The 15,701-nt window shown below is 37.1% G+C and carries 16 protein-coding genes; 3 read left to right on the forward strand and 13 right to left on the reverse strand.

Annotated features, from left to right (window positions below; translation table 11 throughout):
- The 7 genes from M0D58_RS18160 to M0D58_RS02510 form a co-directional block, all read right to left on the reverse strand.
- Entirely contained in the window at window positions 1–132 is a 132-nt protein-coding gene (locus M0D58_RS18160; RefSeq protein WP_263603123.1) for a four helix bundle protein, read from the reverse strand.
- 53 nt (window positions 133–185) lie between these two features.
- Entirely contained in the window at window positions 186–1,364 is a 1,179-nt protein-coding gene (locus M0D58_RS02485; protein WP_248393437.1) for a thiolase family protein, read from the reverse strand.
- Between the two features lie 135 nt (window positions 1,365–1,499).
- Window positions 1,500–3,890 carry a 3-hydroxyacyl-CoA dehydrogenase/enoyl-CoA hydratase family protein gene (locus tag M0D58_RS02490; RefSeq protein ID WP_248393438.1) on the reverse strand — a complete coding sequence of 797 codons (2,391 nt, stop codon included), beginning with the start codon at window positions 3,888–3,890 and terminating at the stop codon, window positions 1,500–1,502.
- A gap of 102 nt (window positions 3,891–3,992) precedes the next feature.
- Entirely contained in the window at window positions 3,993–4,442 is a 450-nt protein-coding gene (locus tag M0D58_RS02495; protein WP_248395005.1) for a MarR family winged helix-turn-helix transcriptional regulator, read from the reverse strand.
- A gap of 163 nt (window positions 4,443–4,605) precedes the next feature.
- Window positions 4,606–5,529, reverse strand: coding sequence for an ABC transporter ATP-binding protein (locus tag M0D58_RS02500; protein ID WP_248393439.1), 924 nt, complete (start codon window positions 5,527–5,529; stop codon window positions 4,606–4,608).
- Window positions 5,530–5,767: 238 nt separating this feature from the next.
- Window positions 5,768–6,739: an iron ABC transporter permease gene (locus tag M0D58_RS02505; RefSeq protein ID WP_248393440.1), complete on the reverse strand. Its 972-nt coding sequence runs from the start codon at window positions 6,737–6,739 to the stop codon at window positions 5,768–5,770.
- Window positions 6,740–6,754: 15 nt separating this feature from the next.
- Window positions 6,755–7,309, reverse strand: coding sequence for a TlpA family protein disulfide reductase (locus tag M0D58_RS02510; RefSeq protein WP_248393441.1), 555 nt, complete (start codon window positions 7,307–7,309; stop codon window positions 6,755–6,757).
- A gap of 28 nt (window positions 7,310–7,337) precedes the next feature.
- Here M0D58_RS02510 and M0D58_RS02515 point away from each other — a divergent pair, with 28 nt between their 5' ends.
- On the forward strand, window positions 7,338–8,462 hold the full coding sequence (locus M0D58_RS02515; protein ID WP_248393442.1) for a flavin reductase family protein: 1,125 nt from the start codon (window positions 7,338–7,340) through the stop codon (window positions 8,460–8,462).
- A 26-nt stretch (window positions 8,463–8,488) separates the two neighbouring features.
- Window positions 8,489–9,076, forward strand: a complete 588-nt coding sequence (locus M0D58_RS02520) for a SanA/YdcF family protein (protein WP_322926132.1) — start codon at window positions 8,489–8,491, stop codon at window positions 9,074–9,076.
- Here M0D58_RS02520 and tamL read toward each other — a convergent pair.
- Window positions 9,073–11,670: a translocation and assembly module lipoprotein TamL gene (gene tamL / locus M0D58_RS02525; protein ID WP_248393444.1), complete on the reverse strand. Its 2,598-nt coding sequence runs from the start codon at window positions 11,668–11,670 to the stop codon at window positions 9,073–9,075. The two genes, M0D58_RS02520 and tamL, sit on opposite strands and share 4 nt — an antisense overlap.
- Between tamL and M0D58_RS02530 the strand changes: the two genes are divergently transcribed.
- Window positions 11,656–12,387, forward strand: a complete 732-nt coding sequence (locus M0D58_RS02530) for a TrmH family RNA methyltransferase (RefSeq protein ID WP_248393445.1) — start codon at window positions 11,656–11,658, stop codon at window positions 12,385–12,387. The two genes, tamL and M0D58_RS02530, sit on opposite strands and share 15 nt — an antisense overlap.
- A 71-nt stretch (window positions 12,388–12,458) precedes the next feature.
- Here the strand turns inward: M0D58_RS02530 and M0D58_RS02535 are convergent, their stop codons facing one another.
- From M0D58_RS02535 to porQ, 5 genes are all read right to left on the reverse strand, one after another.
- On the reverse strand, window positions 12,459–12,956 hold the full coding sequence (locus tag M0D58_RS02535) for a phosphoribosyl-ATP pyrophosphatase (protein ID WP_248393446.1): 498 nt from the start codon (window positions 12,954–12,956) through the stop codon (window positions 12,459–12,461).
- Between the two features lie 3 nt (window positions 12,957–12,959).
- Entirely contained in the window at window positions 12,960–13,268 is a 309-nt protein-coding gene (locus tag M0D58_RS02540; RefSeq protein WP_248393447.1) for a phage holin family protein, read from the reverse strand.
- Between the two features lie 80 nt (window positions 13,269–13,348).
- Window positions 13,349–13,696: a YtxH domain-containing protein gene (locus tag M0D58_RS02545; RefSeq protein ID WP_248393448.1), complete on the reverse strand. Its 348-nt coding sequence runs from the start codon at window positions 13,694–13,696 to the stop codon at window positions 13,349–13,351.
- A 94-nt stretch (window positions 13,697–13,790) separates the two neighbouring features.
- Window positions 13,791–14,465, reverse strand: coding sequence for a (d)CMP kinase (gene cmk, locus M0D58_RS02550; protein ID WP_248393449.1), 675 nt, complete (start codon window positions 14,463–14,465; stop codon window positions 13,791–13,793).
- Between the two features lie 168 nt (window positions 14,466–14,633).
- The gene (gene porQ / locus M0D58_RS02555; protein WP_248393450.1) at window positions 14,634–15,626 is read right to left on the reverse strand and encodes a type IX secretion system protein PorQ; all 993 of its coding nucleotides are present in this window, start codon (window positions 15,624–15,626) and stop codon (window positions 14,634–14,636) included.
- Window positions 15,627–15,701 lie beyond the last annotated feature (75 nt).

The following is a 15,701-nucleotide window of genomic DNA, read 5'->3' on the forward strand; positions in this document are numbered from 1 at the left end:
TTATTTTTTTGAGACTTTTAGATAATCAGATAAATATTTTCTATGATTTGCTAACAATATTTGTGTCTGCAATTCAAATGATGAACCTAAAGAAATATTAAAAAAATGACTAAAAGATTTTTTTATAATCATTCATCATTTCTTGTGTTTAATCTATTATCTATCTGTCTATTCTCTTTTTATCTTTAAAGCAATTCAAAAATACTTGCTGCTCCCTGTCCTGTTCCTACGCACATGGAAACCATTCCGTATTTGTTTCCGCGTTTTCTCATTTCGTCAAGAAGCTGAACGGTTAACTTCGTCCCGGTACATCCAAGAGGGTGACCCAAAGCAATTGCTCCTCCGTTTACATTGAGAATATCCGGATTTAAGCCTAATTCTTTTTTAATAGCAACAGACTGCGATGCGAATGCTTCGTTTAACTCTATTAATTCAATATCTTTTAATTCTAAACCTGCTTGTTTTAAGGCCTTTGGAATAGCGTATATAGGTCCCATTCCCATGATTCTCGGTTCTAATCCTGCAGCTGCATAAGCAACCAATCTTGCTTCCGGCTCAAGACCCAATTCTTTTACCATCTCTTCACTCATAACCATCACAAAAGCTGCTCCGTCACTCATCTGAGAAGAATTTCCGGCGGTTACGCTTCCACCATTAGCAAAAACAGGTCTTAATTTTGCAAGACCCTGCAGAGACGTATCAGCTCTCGGACCTTCATCTACTGAGAAATCGAATTTTTTAGACTGTATCTTCTGATTTTCATCCAGAAAATTATATTCAACAGGAATCGGAACAATCTGACTGGCAAATCTGCCTTCCTGATTGGCTTTTAAGGCTTTCATATGAGATTCAAAAGCGAACTGGTCCTGTTCTTCTCTCGTAATATTATACTGTTTAGCCACTTCTTCCGCAGTATAACCCATTCCCCAGTAATAATCAGGGTTTGTTTTGGCAATATCTGTTTCAGGAACAGGTTTATATCCTCCCATCGGAATGTATGACATCGATTCTGTACCTCCGGCAATAATACAGTCTGCCATTCCGGCCTGAATTTTTGCAGAAGCAATGGCAATCGCCTCACTTCCTGATGCACAGTATCTGTTTACGGTAACTCCAGGGACTTTATCGGTGTTTAAACCCATTAAGGAAATCAGACGTGCCACATTTAAGCCTTGTTCAGCTTCGGGCATAGCGTTTCCTACAATCAGGTCATCGATTCTGTTTTTATCTAATTGCGGAAGTTCAGCCATTAATTTTTCAATTACGGTTGCCGCCATTACATCGGGTCTTGTGAATCTTAAACTTCCTTTGGGTGCTTTCCCAACGGCCGTTCTGAACCCTTTTACGATATATGCTGTTTTCATTTGTTTAAATTATTTCGGATTTACACCGGTTTTCACCCGATGCTATTTTATTTCGCCCTTTCAGGGCTCAAAAACTTTAGCTTTTATCAATTTATATTATTCTGCTATTAACAGTTCGCTCCTACGAAGCTTCTGTTAGTTTCTCAACGGTTTGCCATTTTGCAACATATATTGAATTCTCTCCAATGTTTTTCTTTCTCCGCAAAGCTGCAGGAAAGTTTCTCTTTCAAGATTCAATAAATACTGTTCTGTAACCACAGTTGGTTCGGAAAGATTTCCTCCCACCATGACGTAGGCTAATTTGTCTGCGATTTTCTTGTCATGTTCGGAGATATAATTTCCGGTAAGCATCTGGTCGGTTCCTACATAGAACATTCCAAGCGCATCTTTACCTAAAACTTTTACCCTTTGTTCGATAGGCTGTGTGTAACCATGTTCTGCTAAGCTTTTAGCCAGCATTTTTGCGGTTTTAATCTGCGTTCTTTTATCAACTGCCACGATATCTTTTCCATGTTCAAGAATTCCCATGTCGTACGCTTCATAAGCGGAAGTAGCTACTTTACCCATCGCTATATTCATGAAAGCGTCACGAAGCCTGTTGTTCTTCACATCATCATTGTGGAATTCTCTTGAAGTTCTCAAGGTCAATTCCTTAGTTCCTCCACCGCCGGGAATAACACCGACTCCGGTTTCAACCAGTCCGATATATGTTTCCGCTGCTGCAACCACTCTGTCGGCATGCATGGTCATTTCGCAACCGCCACCCAGCGTCATTCCGTGAGGAGCAACGACTACAGGAATAGAGGAATAGCGAACTCTCATCATTGATTTCTGGAAATAAGCGATTGCCATGTTCAGATCATCCCAATCCTGCTCGATAGCCATCATCAGAATCATTGCTAAATTGGCTCCTACAGAGAAATTGGTTCCCTGGTTTCCGATTACCAATCCGTCATATTCTTTTTCAGCTAAATCAATCGCTCTGTTTAATCCATCCAGAACTTCGCCTCCTAAAGAGTTCATTTTAGAACGGATTTCAAAGTTGATGATTCCGTCGCCCAAATCTTCAATAGCGGCACCAGAATTACTCCAAAGTGTTTTATTCTTTCTGATATTATCTAAAATAATAAAAGCATCCTGTCCCAGAATGTTGTTGTATTCACCGGAGTTTTTATCAACGTAAATGCTTTGTCCTTCATCATTAACTTTATAAAATGTTTCTACATTTTTAACCCAGTCTGAAACTTCATAACCTGCATCTTTAGCCAATTCCACACCTTTTTGAACGCCAACGGCATCCCAAATTTCAAACGGGCCATTTTCCCATCCGAATCCGGCTCTCATGGCATCGTCTATTTTGTAAACTTCGTCAGAGATTTCAGGAACTTTATGAGAAACATAAGCGAATAATGCACCTAAAGATTTTCTGTACAGTTCTCCGGCTTTATCTTTTCCGCCGATCAATACTTTAAATCGGTCAATTGGCTTGTCAATTGTTTTGGTTAATTCCAGCGTCGGGAAAGAAGATTTCCCCTGAAGTTCATATTCTAAAGTATCAAGATTTAACCCATGAATTTCAGATTTGCCTTCATTTTTTACCTTTTTATAGAAGCCCTGTTCTGTTTTAGATCCCAGCCACTTGTTATCAACCATTTTCTGGATGTAATCCGGAAGTGCAAAGACATCATTAAAATCATTAGCTTCAGCACCGCTTTGGCGAACACCGTTTGCTACCATAACCAAAGTATCCAGACCTACAACATCAGCAGTTCTGAAAGTTGCAGATTTCGGACGGCCAATTACAGGACCTGTCAATTTATCAACTTCGGAAACGGTTAAACCTAATTTCTGAACATTGTGAAGCAAATCCATCATAGAAAAAACGCCGATTCTGTTGGCAATAAATGCCGGTGTATCTTTTGCTAAAACCGTTGTTTTTCCTAAAAATTTAGCACCATAATTCATGTAGAAGTCGATTACTTCAGGAAGTGTATCATGAGTTGGAATAATTTCTAAAAGAGGAAGATATCTTACGGGATTGAAAAAATGGGTTCCAGCAAAATAATGTTTGAAATCCTCACTTCTTCCTTCTGTTAAAAAATGAATGGGAATCCCTGAAGTATTGGAAGAAATTAATGTTCCTGGCTTTCTGAACTGTTCTATTTTTTCATAGACCGACTTCTTGATATCCAGTTTTTCAACAACTACTTCAATGATCCAGTCGGTATCTTTTAATTTAGGTAAATCATCATCGAAGTTTCCAACTTTAATTCTGTCAGCAAATTTCGGAGAATAGAGCAGGGCAGGACTCGCTTTTTTAAGTTTTTCAAAGTTTTCTGAGGCAATCCTGTTTCTTACTGCCTTATCATCTTTGGTCAAACCTTTTTTCTGTTCCGCTTCAGTGAGTTCAAAAGGAACAATATCCAGCAACGACACCTGAACGCCAATATTGGCAAAATGCGCTGCAATACCGCTTCCCATAATTCCTGAACCAAGAACTGTGACGTGTTTGATTCTTCTTTTCATTTGATTTATTATTTGTAATTGTTTAATTTTATTGCTATTCTGAATGGCGAAAGCTCCCGTTATGTATTTAAAAGATCCTGTTTGTCAGAAGACCTCTTTACATTATTTCCTGTTGTTTAAATCCGTAGCGATCTTCATAATTTCATTCATGACTTCCTTAAAAGTTTCGAGCTTTTCAGGAGCAATTTTCTCCATGATTCTTTTATTGAAGTTAACCACTACTTCTTTAGACATATTTCTTGACTGAAGTCCTTTATCAGTAAGTTTTATGATAACTTCTCTTTTATCGGTGGTCGTCTTTTCTTTGTAGATGTATCCATTATCTTCAAGAAGCTTGATAATTCTTGTTAAAGATGTAGGTTCAATTGCCATTTTAGGACCAAGATTTGTACTTCTTGTTCCTTCTTTCGGATCTATTTTAAGAAGAGTGAGTGCCTGAACAGCCGTAGAATCGTGTTCCTGAGCCATTTCAGTGTACATCTTTGAAACGGCAAGCCAGGTTTGTTTGAGAATTAGATCAACATTTTCTATTTTATCTTTTTTATTATCCATCATTTTCATATCAAGGTTTAACCAAATATACTAAATATTATGCATGCATAGCATTTATTTAAGTTAAAATTTGTTAACACATTGATAATAAAAAGATTAATTGATATGACGCGCATAATACTATGCATGCATAATATATCAATTTAATATAAAAGAGAAAGTATTAATGAATGGTTTTTAATAAAATAACAATATCTTCAAAAGATTCACATTGGTGAATGTCTGCAAATCCTGAAATCGTCCAATGCTTATTTTGTAATTCAAACGTGAATCTGGAAAGGTCTTTTCTGAAATTTTTCTGTAGTAATGAAAACAACATTTCTTTGTACACATCCGGAGCAATGATATGTGGCGGAACAAATTCCGGATTGATCTCAAATAGCGTAGCACGGGTAAGTTCTTCATGCTGCAAAAGAATATCCTCCACCATACCGGTATATAAATTTTGATCTTTTACATACCATATTTTATCGGCAAATTCTTTAGCAAGCCTCCAGTCGTGAGAAGAAAACAGGATAAGTTTATGATGTTCTTTGGCTAAAGAACGAAGTGTTTTGAGAATAATAATTTTATTTTTTTCATCAAGATGTGTTGTCGGTTCATCAAGAATGATAACGGGAGAGTTTTGTGTAATAGCCCTTCCGATAAATGCTTTCTGCAGATTTCCATCCGAAAGGTTTCTGAGCGGCGTATGTCTATACTGAACCAAATCCAGTTTTTCGATAATATGTGCAACTTCGTCTCGGTCTTCTTTTTTAAGTTCAAAATAAAAAGGATAATAAATATATTTTCCCAATGAAATCAAATCTTCAACCGTATAATTCTGAGGAATAACCGAACTTGAGAAAACAACAGCAATCTGCTCTGCAATTTCTTTTGCCGAAAGTTCTTTTATATTTTTGTCATTAATGCTGATTTCACCTTTAAGAAGCGGAATCTGGTGTAAAATGGATTTAATTAAAGTTGTTTTTCCGACCCCGTTATTTCCAATAAGCAGACAAACCTCTCCCAGATTCAGATGGGTATCTGCATTTGAGATTAACGTTTTACTGTAACCGAGGTTTGCCTGTCTGATTTGTAGGTGCATTTTGTTTTTATTTTCCACGTATTTCGAGGATTTCCACAGATTTTTAAGCTATTACTAAATAATATGTTTAATTTTTATATTTATTTTGTCATGCTGAAAGCATCTCTACAAAGTTAATTTAGATTCCTACGGAATGACAAACTTGGAATAAAATTAAAGTATACTCAAAAATCTCCGCCATCTGCAAAATCCGCGAGAGAGTTTTAAAATTAACAATTTACTCATTCACAATTCATTTTCATACTTTATTCTGCTTCAAAAGCATTCCCAAAATCACAGGAATTCCAAAGACTGAACTTATCACATTCAACGGAATCTGAGTTTTTTCTGCGATTATTGAGAAGATCAACATGATCAGCATTCCTAAAAACATGTTTAAAATCCATTGCTGCCAGAGTTTTGCCGGATTATAAATTAATCTGCAGAAGTGTGGAACAATAATTCCTATAAACAAAACAGGACCTAAAAAAGCGGTTACCGAAGCGGAAAGCAGGGATGAAGCAACAATAATGAATATTTTAAGCTGGTTCAGATTAACTCCCAGGCTCTGCGCATACGATGTTCCTAACGAATTTCCGATTAAAGGTTTTATACTTTTAAAACAAACCCATAAACCCACTGAAACTAAAACTGACAAGACATAAATCTGATTCCTGGAAACCATATTATTCGCTCCGAAGGACCACAAAATATAATTTTTTAAACTTTGATTTTCTGCATACAATTGTAATAGAGAAACAACGGCTCCGGAAAAGGCAGAGATCAGAAAACCGAAAATAATTAAATAAGATTTATTCTGAAGTTTTTTGGTGACAGAAAGAAAAATCAGCATCATCAGTAAACTTCCTCCAATGGCAGAAAAGCTTAAAAAGCTGTTCTGGAGAATTTCCGGAATCAGCAGATCATGTGAAAAAAAAATGTAAAACGCCACCGATAAACTTGCCACAGAAGTTATACCGAGAATATCCGGCCCGGCAAGAGGATTCTGAAAGTATTCCTGCATCAGAAACCCGGAAGTCGGAATAGAAATTCCCGCCAAAAGCATCATCAACACGCGGTTTACACGAATTTCCGCAATCTGGCCATTTGCTGATTCTGTAAAGAAGTCCTGAAGATCTAAACTTAAAAACCCCGTATTCAGGTTAATGATTGCTGCCAATAAAATGGCAAGAAATAAAACCAAACACAGGATTTTAAATTGATCTGACATAAAAAGTCTGATGTTTTATTTTAAAAGAGAATTGATTTTTTCGGTAAGCTGTTCTTCGCTTATCATTCCCAAAGTTTCATCGGTCTTGTCACCTCTTCTCATAAAAGTAAAAGGAATTGCGCCCCCATCCCAGCTTTTAAAATTAGCAGCAAAAAAATCGCCTCCAAGAAGCTGTCCGTCAAGCAGAACTGTGTTGTTGCGGATTCCCTGTGCATCTACAAACTGGGGAACTTTTGTATTCCAGTCGGTTTTGCTGTCTACACTTACGAATGTAATTTTAACCGGCTTTCCTTTAAGTTCCTGTATTTTATTTTTAAAATGAGGGATTTCCTTCACGCAAGGTCCACACCAGGTGGCAAAAAAATTGGTAACGTATAAGGTGTCATTCTTTTTACCTAAAAACTCGGAAGTCTGTTCAGCAGTGTACATTTTTAAAGCAGCGGGAGCTTCTGTGGTTTCTGAAACAGAAGCAGAATCCTGCACAGCCATTCCGTCTTCTGTTTTAGCAGATTCTTTTTTACAACTGAAAACCGAAATCAGGAAAAGGGTGGATAAGATTATCTTTTTCATTATTTTTTATCTATTTTTGAATTGAAGTATGGAACAACAAATCTATAAGGGGAAACTTACAAAGTTTCATTGGCTAAAAATAACGAAAAAGGAAGAACTGACCAAAAATACTTTTTCTCTCGAATTTGAAATTCCCGGCAATATGAAAGAGAATTTCAGGTTTGAGGCAGGGCAGTTTGTCAGTATAAAATTCAAATCTCATGATGAAGATGTTATCAAAGATTATTCGATAACTTCCGCACCTTATGAAGAAAAAATAGCGTTGGGTATAAAGATAAATTCATCTGAAGGAGATGCTGCAGAATTATTCAGAAATTATCATGTGGGAGATCTTTTGTTGATAAGCGAACCTGCCGGAAGATTCACACTGATTTCCAAGCCAAGTGAATTCAGAACCATTGTAGGCTTTGCAGCGGGTATAGGAATTACCCCTATTCTCAGCCATTTTAAAAACATCCTGCATAATGAGCCCAGAACAAGGCTTTTCCTGTTCTTCGGCAATCAATCTTCTGAAGATATGATTTACCGTGAGCAACTCGATACTCTTGCCCGGAATTATGGCGACAGGCTCCAGATTTTTTATTTCTTTTCCAAAGAAAAACAATCAAACAGTTTATTCCACGGAAGACTTGATGATAAAAAGCTGAGTCTTATCATCAATCAGATTCTGCATCTGGATGATACCGATGAAGAATCTACGATCTGGGATGCCGTAGACGAAGTACTGATCTGCGGAAAAGGGGATATGATTAAAACACTGGCCAACGCATGTTATCACCACGGAATCCCCAAGAATAATATTCATTTTGAGCTTTTTGAGGAATATAATGACGATATTTATCCTGTGGAAAAAGAATTTCCTGTCATCGAAAATATTGATGTAGAGTTTTCCATGCTCGGGAAAAACTATTTTACTGAACTTCCGGATAATAAGGAGAGAATATTGCAGCAATTGCTGATTCAGAAGTTTGCCGTACCGTATTCCTGTAAGTCGGGTATCTGCGGAAGCTGCGAGTGCATTCTTGAAGAAGGTGAAGTAGAGCTGCTGGAAAATGAATATCTTACGGAAAAAGAAGAAGAAAAAGGACATATCCTGGCTTGTATGTCTATTGCTAAAAGCAAGAAAATAAAGCTTAACTTTGATCTGAGTTGAGAATAATAAGAAACATATTTAACCTCATGTTAATATCAGTGGAAATCATGATTCTGCTGATATGCCTTGCTAATGCCTGGGTTTTTGCCCTCACTGACGGGCGGACATACAACAAGATCTCTAAAATTCCGCCGAGAGAAGTCGCCCTGGTGCTGGGAACTTCACCAAAAATGCGATCCGGGCAATCCAATCCGTATTTTACCAAACGAATGGACGCGGCGGCATTGCTTTATCACCATGGAAAAATCAAAAAAATATTGGTGAGTGGTGAAAAAAGCAAAGGATACGATGAGCCTGCAGCCATGAAAAATTACCTGATCTACCAGGAAGGAGTTCCTGAAGAGATCATTATCGAAGACCCGAAAGGATTTAATACTTACCGCAGTATTCTACGCTGTAAAGATGTATATAAAAAAGATAATGTAATTATCGTGTCGCAGGGTTTCCACAATCTCCGGGCACTTCTTTTTGCGAGAAACAACAATATGAACGCCCTGGGATTTGATGCGCGCGATGTTACCAAACCCGAAAGTTACTACAGAAACCAGTTCCGGGAGATTTTGGCCAGAACGGTTGCTGTTGTTTATTTTGCATTAGGAATTTCTCCGGATTAGAACGGATATCCGAATGCAATATTCAATGTTGGTTTAAACGGCTGGAAGTACTTTATTCTCCATCGGTCGCCTTCAGGTTTATTAGGATCATACATTTTATATGCGAGGTCAAGTCTTAAAGTGATATAAGCAATATTTGCCCTTAACCCGAAACCACTTCCAACACCAACCTGTTTTAGGAATTTATTAAGCTTAAATTCATCCGCAGCAGCTTCATTAGAGTTTTTTAAAGACCAGATATTACCGATGTCGGTGAAAAGTGCTCCTTCGTAGGTTTCGTTAAATGGAACCCTGAATTCAATATTGGTAGTAAGTTTCAGATTTTCCGTAATATAAGTACGTACGCGTTCGTCAATTTGTGAATCTGAAGGACCAAGTCCGCCAAAAGGAACCCACGCCCTGATATCATTGGCTCCTCCGTTAAAATAGGACCTGATCACCGGCATACTGGAAGAGTTTCCGTAAGGAATCCCAAGACCTACAAACTGCCGCAATACAAGAGTATTATTATTAAATTTAAAATATTTTCTTATATCAAAATCAAATTTTACGAATTGTGCATACGGAACGCCGAAAATAGTTCGTTCCGGGCTGGTAATTACTCCGCCGTCATTTCTTTTCTGATTAAAAATGCTGAAGATATTTCCTGCAAGCTCTACTTTCCCGTTGAAATAGAATGAGTTCGGATAATCTTTTTTCCCGATTTCATTATACACGAAATTGTAGATAAACGAAGAGATTAAGACATCCTGTGTCTGGCGGTCTTTATTGATAAGGGTTCCTACAAAGGCTACAAACCTGTCGGCTCCCTGCTGGTCGAGTGTTCCTACATATTGTGTATCTAATGTAATTAATCTCGAAACTTCGTCTATCGTGCGTTGTCCTGCGGTGAATTCCTGCGCCAGGGAAGGGTTGAATGCAAAGTAATCACTGAATATTTCCCTTCTTATTTCATCATCATTCACAAAATAATCATAATAAGCATCTTTATTCTTGGTTAAACTCAGCTGAGTATTGAAAATTGTAAGTCTGTGAGATACTTTATCATTTACGGTGGCGAGATAATTTAAACCCGTATTAAAGTTTACCCTTCCTAGACCGATATTATTCTGGACTGAAGCTCCCAACACGATGGATGAAGTTGGGCTGTACCTTTTCGGAAGCAATTTATAGTAATCGAATGGCAGCAGTAACCTTGGAAAGTTCAGAGATGCCTGCGCGGAAATTTCATAAGCCAGAACCCTGCTGTTGATATCTTTGGTACTTCTTATCGATCCGAAAGTTCCCGACAGACTGGTGGAAAGGTTTTCTGCTCCGCCAAAAACGTTTCTTGTCGTAAGATCTACGGAAGGAGAAACCCCCAGATTCAGCAACTGGGAATAGTTGACATCCGTACCGAGCTTGAGTTCGTATTTCGGGAGCGGTTTAAGAACATACATTACATCGATGATACTGTCATTCGGTGCAGCACCGCCTCCGTGTCTTAAAGAATCCCTTGATCTGAGTATACTGAAGTTATTCATCGCCAAAAGATTCCTTCTGGTAAGATCAAATTTTTTCTGGTCGTAGACCTGTTTATTTCCGATTGTAATTGCTCTCCATATTGCTCTTGAATCATATTGATTATTAACTTTATGAAAACGTATTCCTCTTAAACTGTCTTTTTTTGTATTTTTAGGATAATCACTTACTTCATCTACAATGGCAACATCAATATTCCCTATTGTAGAGACTTTATAAGGGCTGTCCAGAGAATCTTTATGAATTTCAAGGGTTAAAGGTACCTGTTTTCTGCTTTTCAGAGAATCGGCTACGAAATAAATCTCGTCACCAAGGTTATTAAATCTGTAATATCCGTAATCCCTCATCAGGTCATTGATCCTCGTCACTTCCTTTTCAAGAACTGTCTGATCCAATATCTGTCCCTGTCTGATCAGACTTCCCCTGATCTTCTGCTGATAAATATTCTTTACGGCCGGATCTGTGATATTATAATAATATTCTTTGATATAAGTAGGATCTTTATGAGTAATAAAATAAGTTACCGCTGCTTTTTTTGCTGCTGAATCAAGATCATGTTTAAATTTCACTTCTGCATCCCAGTATCCGCGATAGGTAAGTCTTTTCTCTATTGATTCTGCACTTTTTTCCGTTTTAGTCTGATCAAGAATTACAGGTGCCGAACCCCAGTTGTGATATAACCTGTCGAAAAACAGGCTTTTCCCGACACTGCTTTTCATATTGTATTTAATGAAAAGAGAATCTCTTAATTTCTGATTTCTCAATTCATTGGGATATGTCATATACTCATTCAGAAGGGTATCATATTTCGGGTTGGCGGCATTGTAGAGCCACAAACTGAGCGGCATAAAAAGAAACTGCCTTTTATTGGGTTTTTGCTGTACGTATCCTTTCAGTTCACCGTCAAATGGAGTTTTTTTATCTTCAAATTCAAAATTATTTTGTACCAGCAGATATTCTCCGTCCGGAACCTTTTTTGTGGTGCTACAAGCATAAAGGAGACCTACAAATGTTGCAAATGATATAATTTTATAATACTTTTGAGGAGAATTCTTATAATGCTTACAGCTCATACAATAAAAGTTTTACAATCTTTAGATAAAAAGAAGTTCAGACAAAAATACAATTTGTTTTTGGTTGAAGGTAATAAAACCATCACTGAACTTTTCAATTCTAACTTTAAAATTAAAGAAATATTTTCTACCGATCCTCAAAAATTGGACCGAGCGGAAGCTCCGATAACCCATATTTCTGATAATGAGCTTAAAAAAATAAGCTTCCTGCAAAATCCCAAAGATTCTGTTGCTGTTTGCTACCTTAGTGAAGAGAAAAAACTGAATGATGGAAATCTTCAGCTTATACTTGATGGTATTCAGGATCCGGGGAATATGGGTACAATTATACGCCTTGCCGACTGGTTTGGTATTGAGCAGATTATCTGCAGTAAAGACACTGTTGATTTTTACAATCCTAAAGTGATTATGGCCAGTATGGGATCTTTTACAAGGGTAAATATTATTTACACCGACTTAGTAGAATATCTTTCCGGGACTAAGAATATCAATATCGGTACGGATATGGAAGGGGAAAATATCTATTCATTTAGCAAACCGGAAAAAATGAATCTGATTCTCGGAAATGAAGGAAATGGAATGCGTCCTGAAACCGAAAGACTTTTAGAAAAAAGTGTAATGATCCCCAGATTTGGGCAATCACAATCCACAGAAAGCCTGAATGTGTCTATGGCAGCCGGAATTATTTTAGGACAGCTTTTCAGTGAAAAAGGGTAATAGGGTTTGAGAGTGGGAGAGTTGATGAGTTAGAAATAACTTAAAACACTCAAACGCCCCCACACTCCAACTCAAATAAGTTGTTCCATACTTGAAACACTTTGGTTTTTCTGGTAGTTTTCCAATTTTTTTCTGATAAATCTCAATGCAATCGGAGCAAGATAGATTAATGCTACTCCGGCAACTTTCCTTTTCCAGTTTGAACTCTTAAGGCTTTTTCTGGCATAGTTTCCTACAATGGCAGTAACGCCGAGTTTAATCAGCATATCTGCAGCATCCCCTTTAAAAGCAGATCCCGCAATTCCCATTGCTGTATTTTTATTGATTAATGCTCCTTTTATTTCAGAAGTGATCTGTTTGGCGATTACGTCTTTTTTCAGCACTACTTTTTCGTCGCCGTCTTCATCTACTTTTTCTTCGAGATACTGATCTGTCAAACCATTGGTGAATGCACTTAAACTTTCTTTCGTATTCTTGAATGTAAGAAGATCTTCCAATCCTTCGATTTCCTGTTTCAACAGTTTTTTCTTTCTTCTTAATTCTTCTAAGCTCTCATACTTTCTGCCCATAGTTTAATGATTTAAAAATTTAATAACCTGATCTGCCACATAATTTACAATTTTCTTTTTTAATACCATTAAAATCATCATGATAAGAAAATAAAATGCTGCTACAATCAGAAATCCATAAGATGTACCGCCCACAGCTTTTCCTATGAGAAAAGCAATCCCAAAGTTGAACAGGATAATGAAAAAACCAAAGGCTACCAACATTAAAACAAGATAGGTAACAACTCCGGCTGAAAGTGAAGATTTTTCTGTGGCTTCAATTTTCAGGAGGTCAATTCTTTTCGATGCGTATTCTTTAATAGTTTCAATCATTGTTTTTCTTTAAAGTTACAAAAAAAGGAACTTTTGTTTATAAAGTTCCTTCTCATAATTTACCTAAAAAATAAATTATTTTATTGTTTTAGATCGTTTAATTCAGATTCTACATTTTTTACTACATCTGCAGTTTTTGAAACAATCTGATCCTTGTATTTATCGTATCCGTCTTTCATAGTATGAGCTACGTTACTTGCTGTTTCTTTGAAAGTAGAAGAAATACTGCTGTACTGGTCTTTTACCTTTTCAGAAACCTCTCCGTATTTGTTTTTAGCCTGATCTTTAATATCATTAGCTTTTTCTTTAATTTTTTTTCTGGTTTCCTTACCTTCTTCCGGAGCATAAAGCATTCCTAAAATTACACCCGCCGCAGCACCTGCAAGAAGCCCTGCCAAAATACCCGCTGTATTGTTTTTCTTAGACATTTTCGTTTTTTTTAATAGTTAATAATACTAGTTTTACTTGCTTAATATTTGTACAATTAATATACCAAAGGAGCCAAACATCTATTAAAAAGTGTTAAATGTTTTTGATGTATGAAAGAATACTTTCTATCGTTTCTTCTTTCGAAATGGTGGTATTGTCTATTACGATAGCATCATCCGCCTGCTTAAGAGGGGCTATTTCCCGTTCACTGTCAATCTTATCGCGTATAATAAGGTTTTCTTTTACCTGTTGTTCATTGGCCTCCATTCCCAGGCTTATCAGTTCCTGATAGCGTCTTTTTGTTCTTTCATCAATACTTGCCGTCAGGAAAAACTTATAGTCCGCATTTGGCAGAACTACTGTCCCGATGTCACGTCCGTCCATAATAATTCCGCCTTTTTCTGCCAAAGAACGCTGAGACTGCAGAAGAAAATCCCTTACTTCCTTCTGTTTTGCGACAAAACTTACATTTTCTGACACTTCATTGGTACGGATCGCTTTTGAAATATCAATATGATTTAAGAAAAGAACCAGCTCGCCATTATCATTTTTAAATTCAAGCTCTATTTCATCGAAAGAAGAAAACAGACTTTGAAGATTAATTGATCCGTCGTCGTTCAAACAGTTCTGAAGGGCAAACCAGGTAACGCCTCTGTAGAGTGCACCCGTATCCAAATGAATAATCCCAAGTTTTTGGGCAATAATTTTAGATATTGAACTTTTTCCGGTAGACGAGTACCCATCGATTGCTATAACAGGTTTTTTCATGGCACAAATTTCCAGATTTTTTATTAAAAACCAAGTAAAGTTTGAGGATTTTATTGATGATGATATGCATCAAGCTGTATAAAAGTATTAGAACCGGCTTTCCATCAAATATTTAAATTAAAAATCCCCGAATAAATTCAGGGATATATGTAAATGATTTTGTTTTAATTATTCTCCGGCATGGCTTACAAGATCTACCGAAACACCAATCTGATTAACATTGGTTGAATTATGATATCTTACATGGGCATAATCGATTCGGAATCTTGATAATTTAATGCCAAATCCGGCTGAAAGCCCTGAGAAATTTCTCTGATCTGCCACTGCCAGTTCATTTCCGCGTTTTACATTATATCCCAGCCTGATATTGAATCCTTTTTCAGGGAACAGTTCTGCACCAATAGAGAAATGATCGGCAATTTTTCTTCCCACATTTACTTCCTGACCGTTTACGTTGTATTGTGAAGAAATATCGAATTCCTGAAGATCGTGTGCCGTAATGGTAATCGCCAGCGGAATAGCTTTTAAAATCCTGGTGTATCCCAAATCTACGCGAAAAGGAAGATTTTCCCTGGTTCCGTTGAATGATTTAAACTGATATCCAAAATTTCTGAATACCAGAGAGGCCGTTTCTTTGTTCTTTTTATTATGATACGTAATTCCTGCGTTTCCTGATATGGCAGAAGAGGTGTAGTTATCAATCTTAGAAGTGATAAAATTTAATCCTCCGCCTATCGTCCAGTTTTCTTCAAACTGATAGGCATATCCAGCACCAATGGCAACATCGGAAGCCTTGAATGTGCCGTTTTCGAAACCACTTTCATCGGTTCTCGGAATGTCTCCATAGCTCATATACCTTGCATTAATGGTAGCCATATGACCGTTGTCAAAATCTTTGGCATAGGCTATTGTTCCGTATTTGGAATCGGCAAGATATGCTGCAGCATTCACGGAAAGCTGGTTATCGGAATCTTTATTGAGCAATGAGGGGTTTGCAATGGCAAAGGAAACATCATGATCTCTTACAGAAATTGCATCGCCGCCAAGAGCAGCCTGTCTCGCAGAAACCGGAATATTCAAAAACGGGTAAACGTTTGTTCCTGTTTGTGCATAAGAAACAATCCCTGACAGAAATAATGAAAAAATGACAATTTTCTTCAATTCAGTTTATTAGTAATGCAAAAATAATCCTTTTTCGTACTTTTCAAAATATTTCTCACATTATTTACCGGTAAA

The sequence above is a fragment of the Chryseobacterium nepalense genome, assembly GCF_023195755.1.
In the GTDB taxonomy this organism is placed as follows: Bacteria; Bacteroidota; Bacteroidia; order Flavobacteriales; family Weeksellaceae; genus Chryseobacterium; species Chryseobacterium nepalense.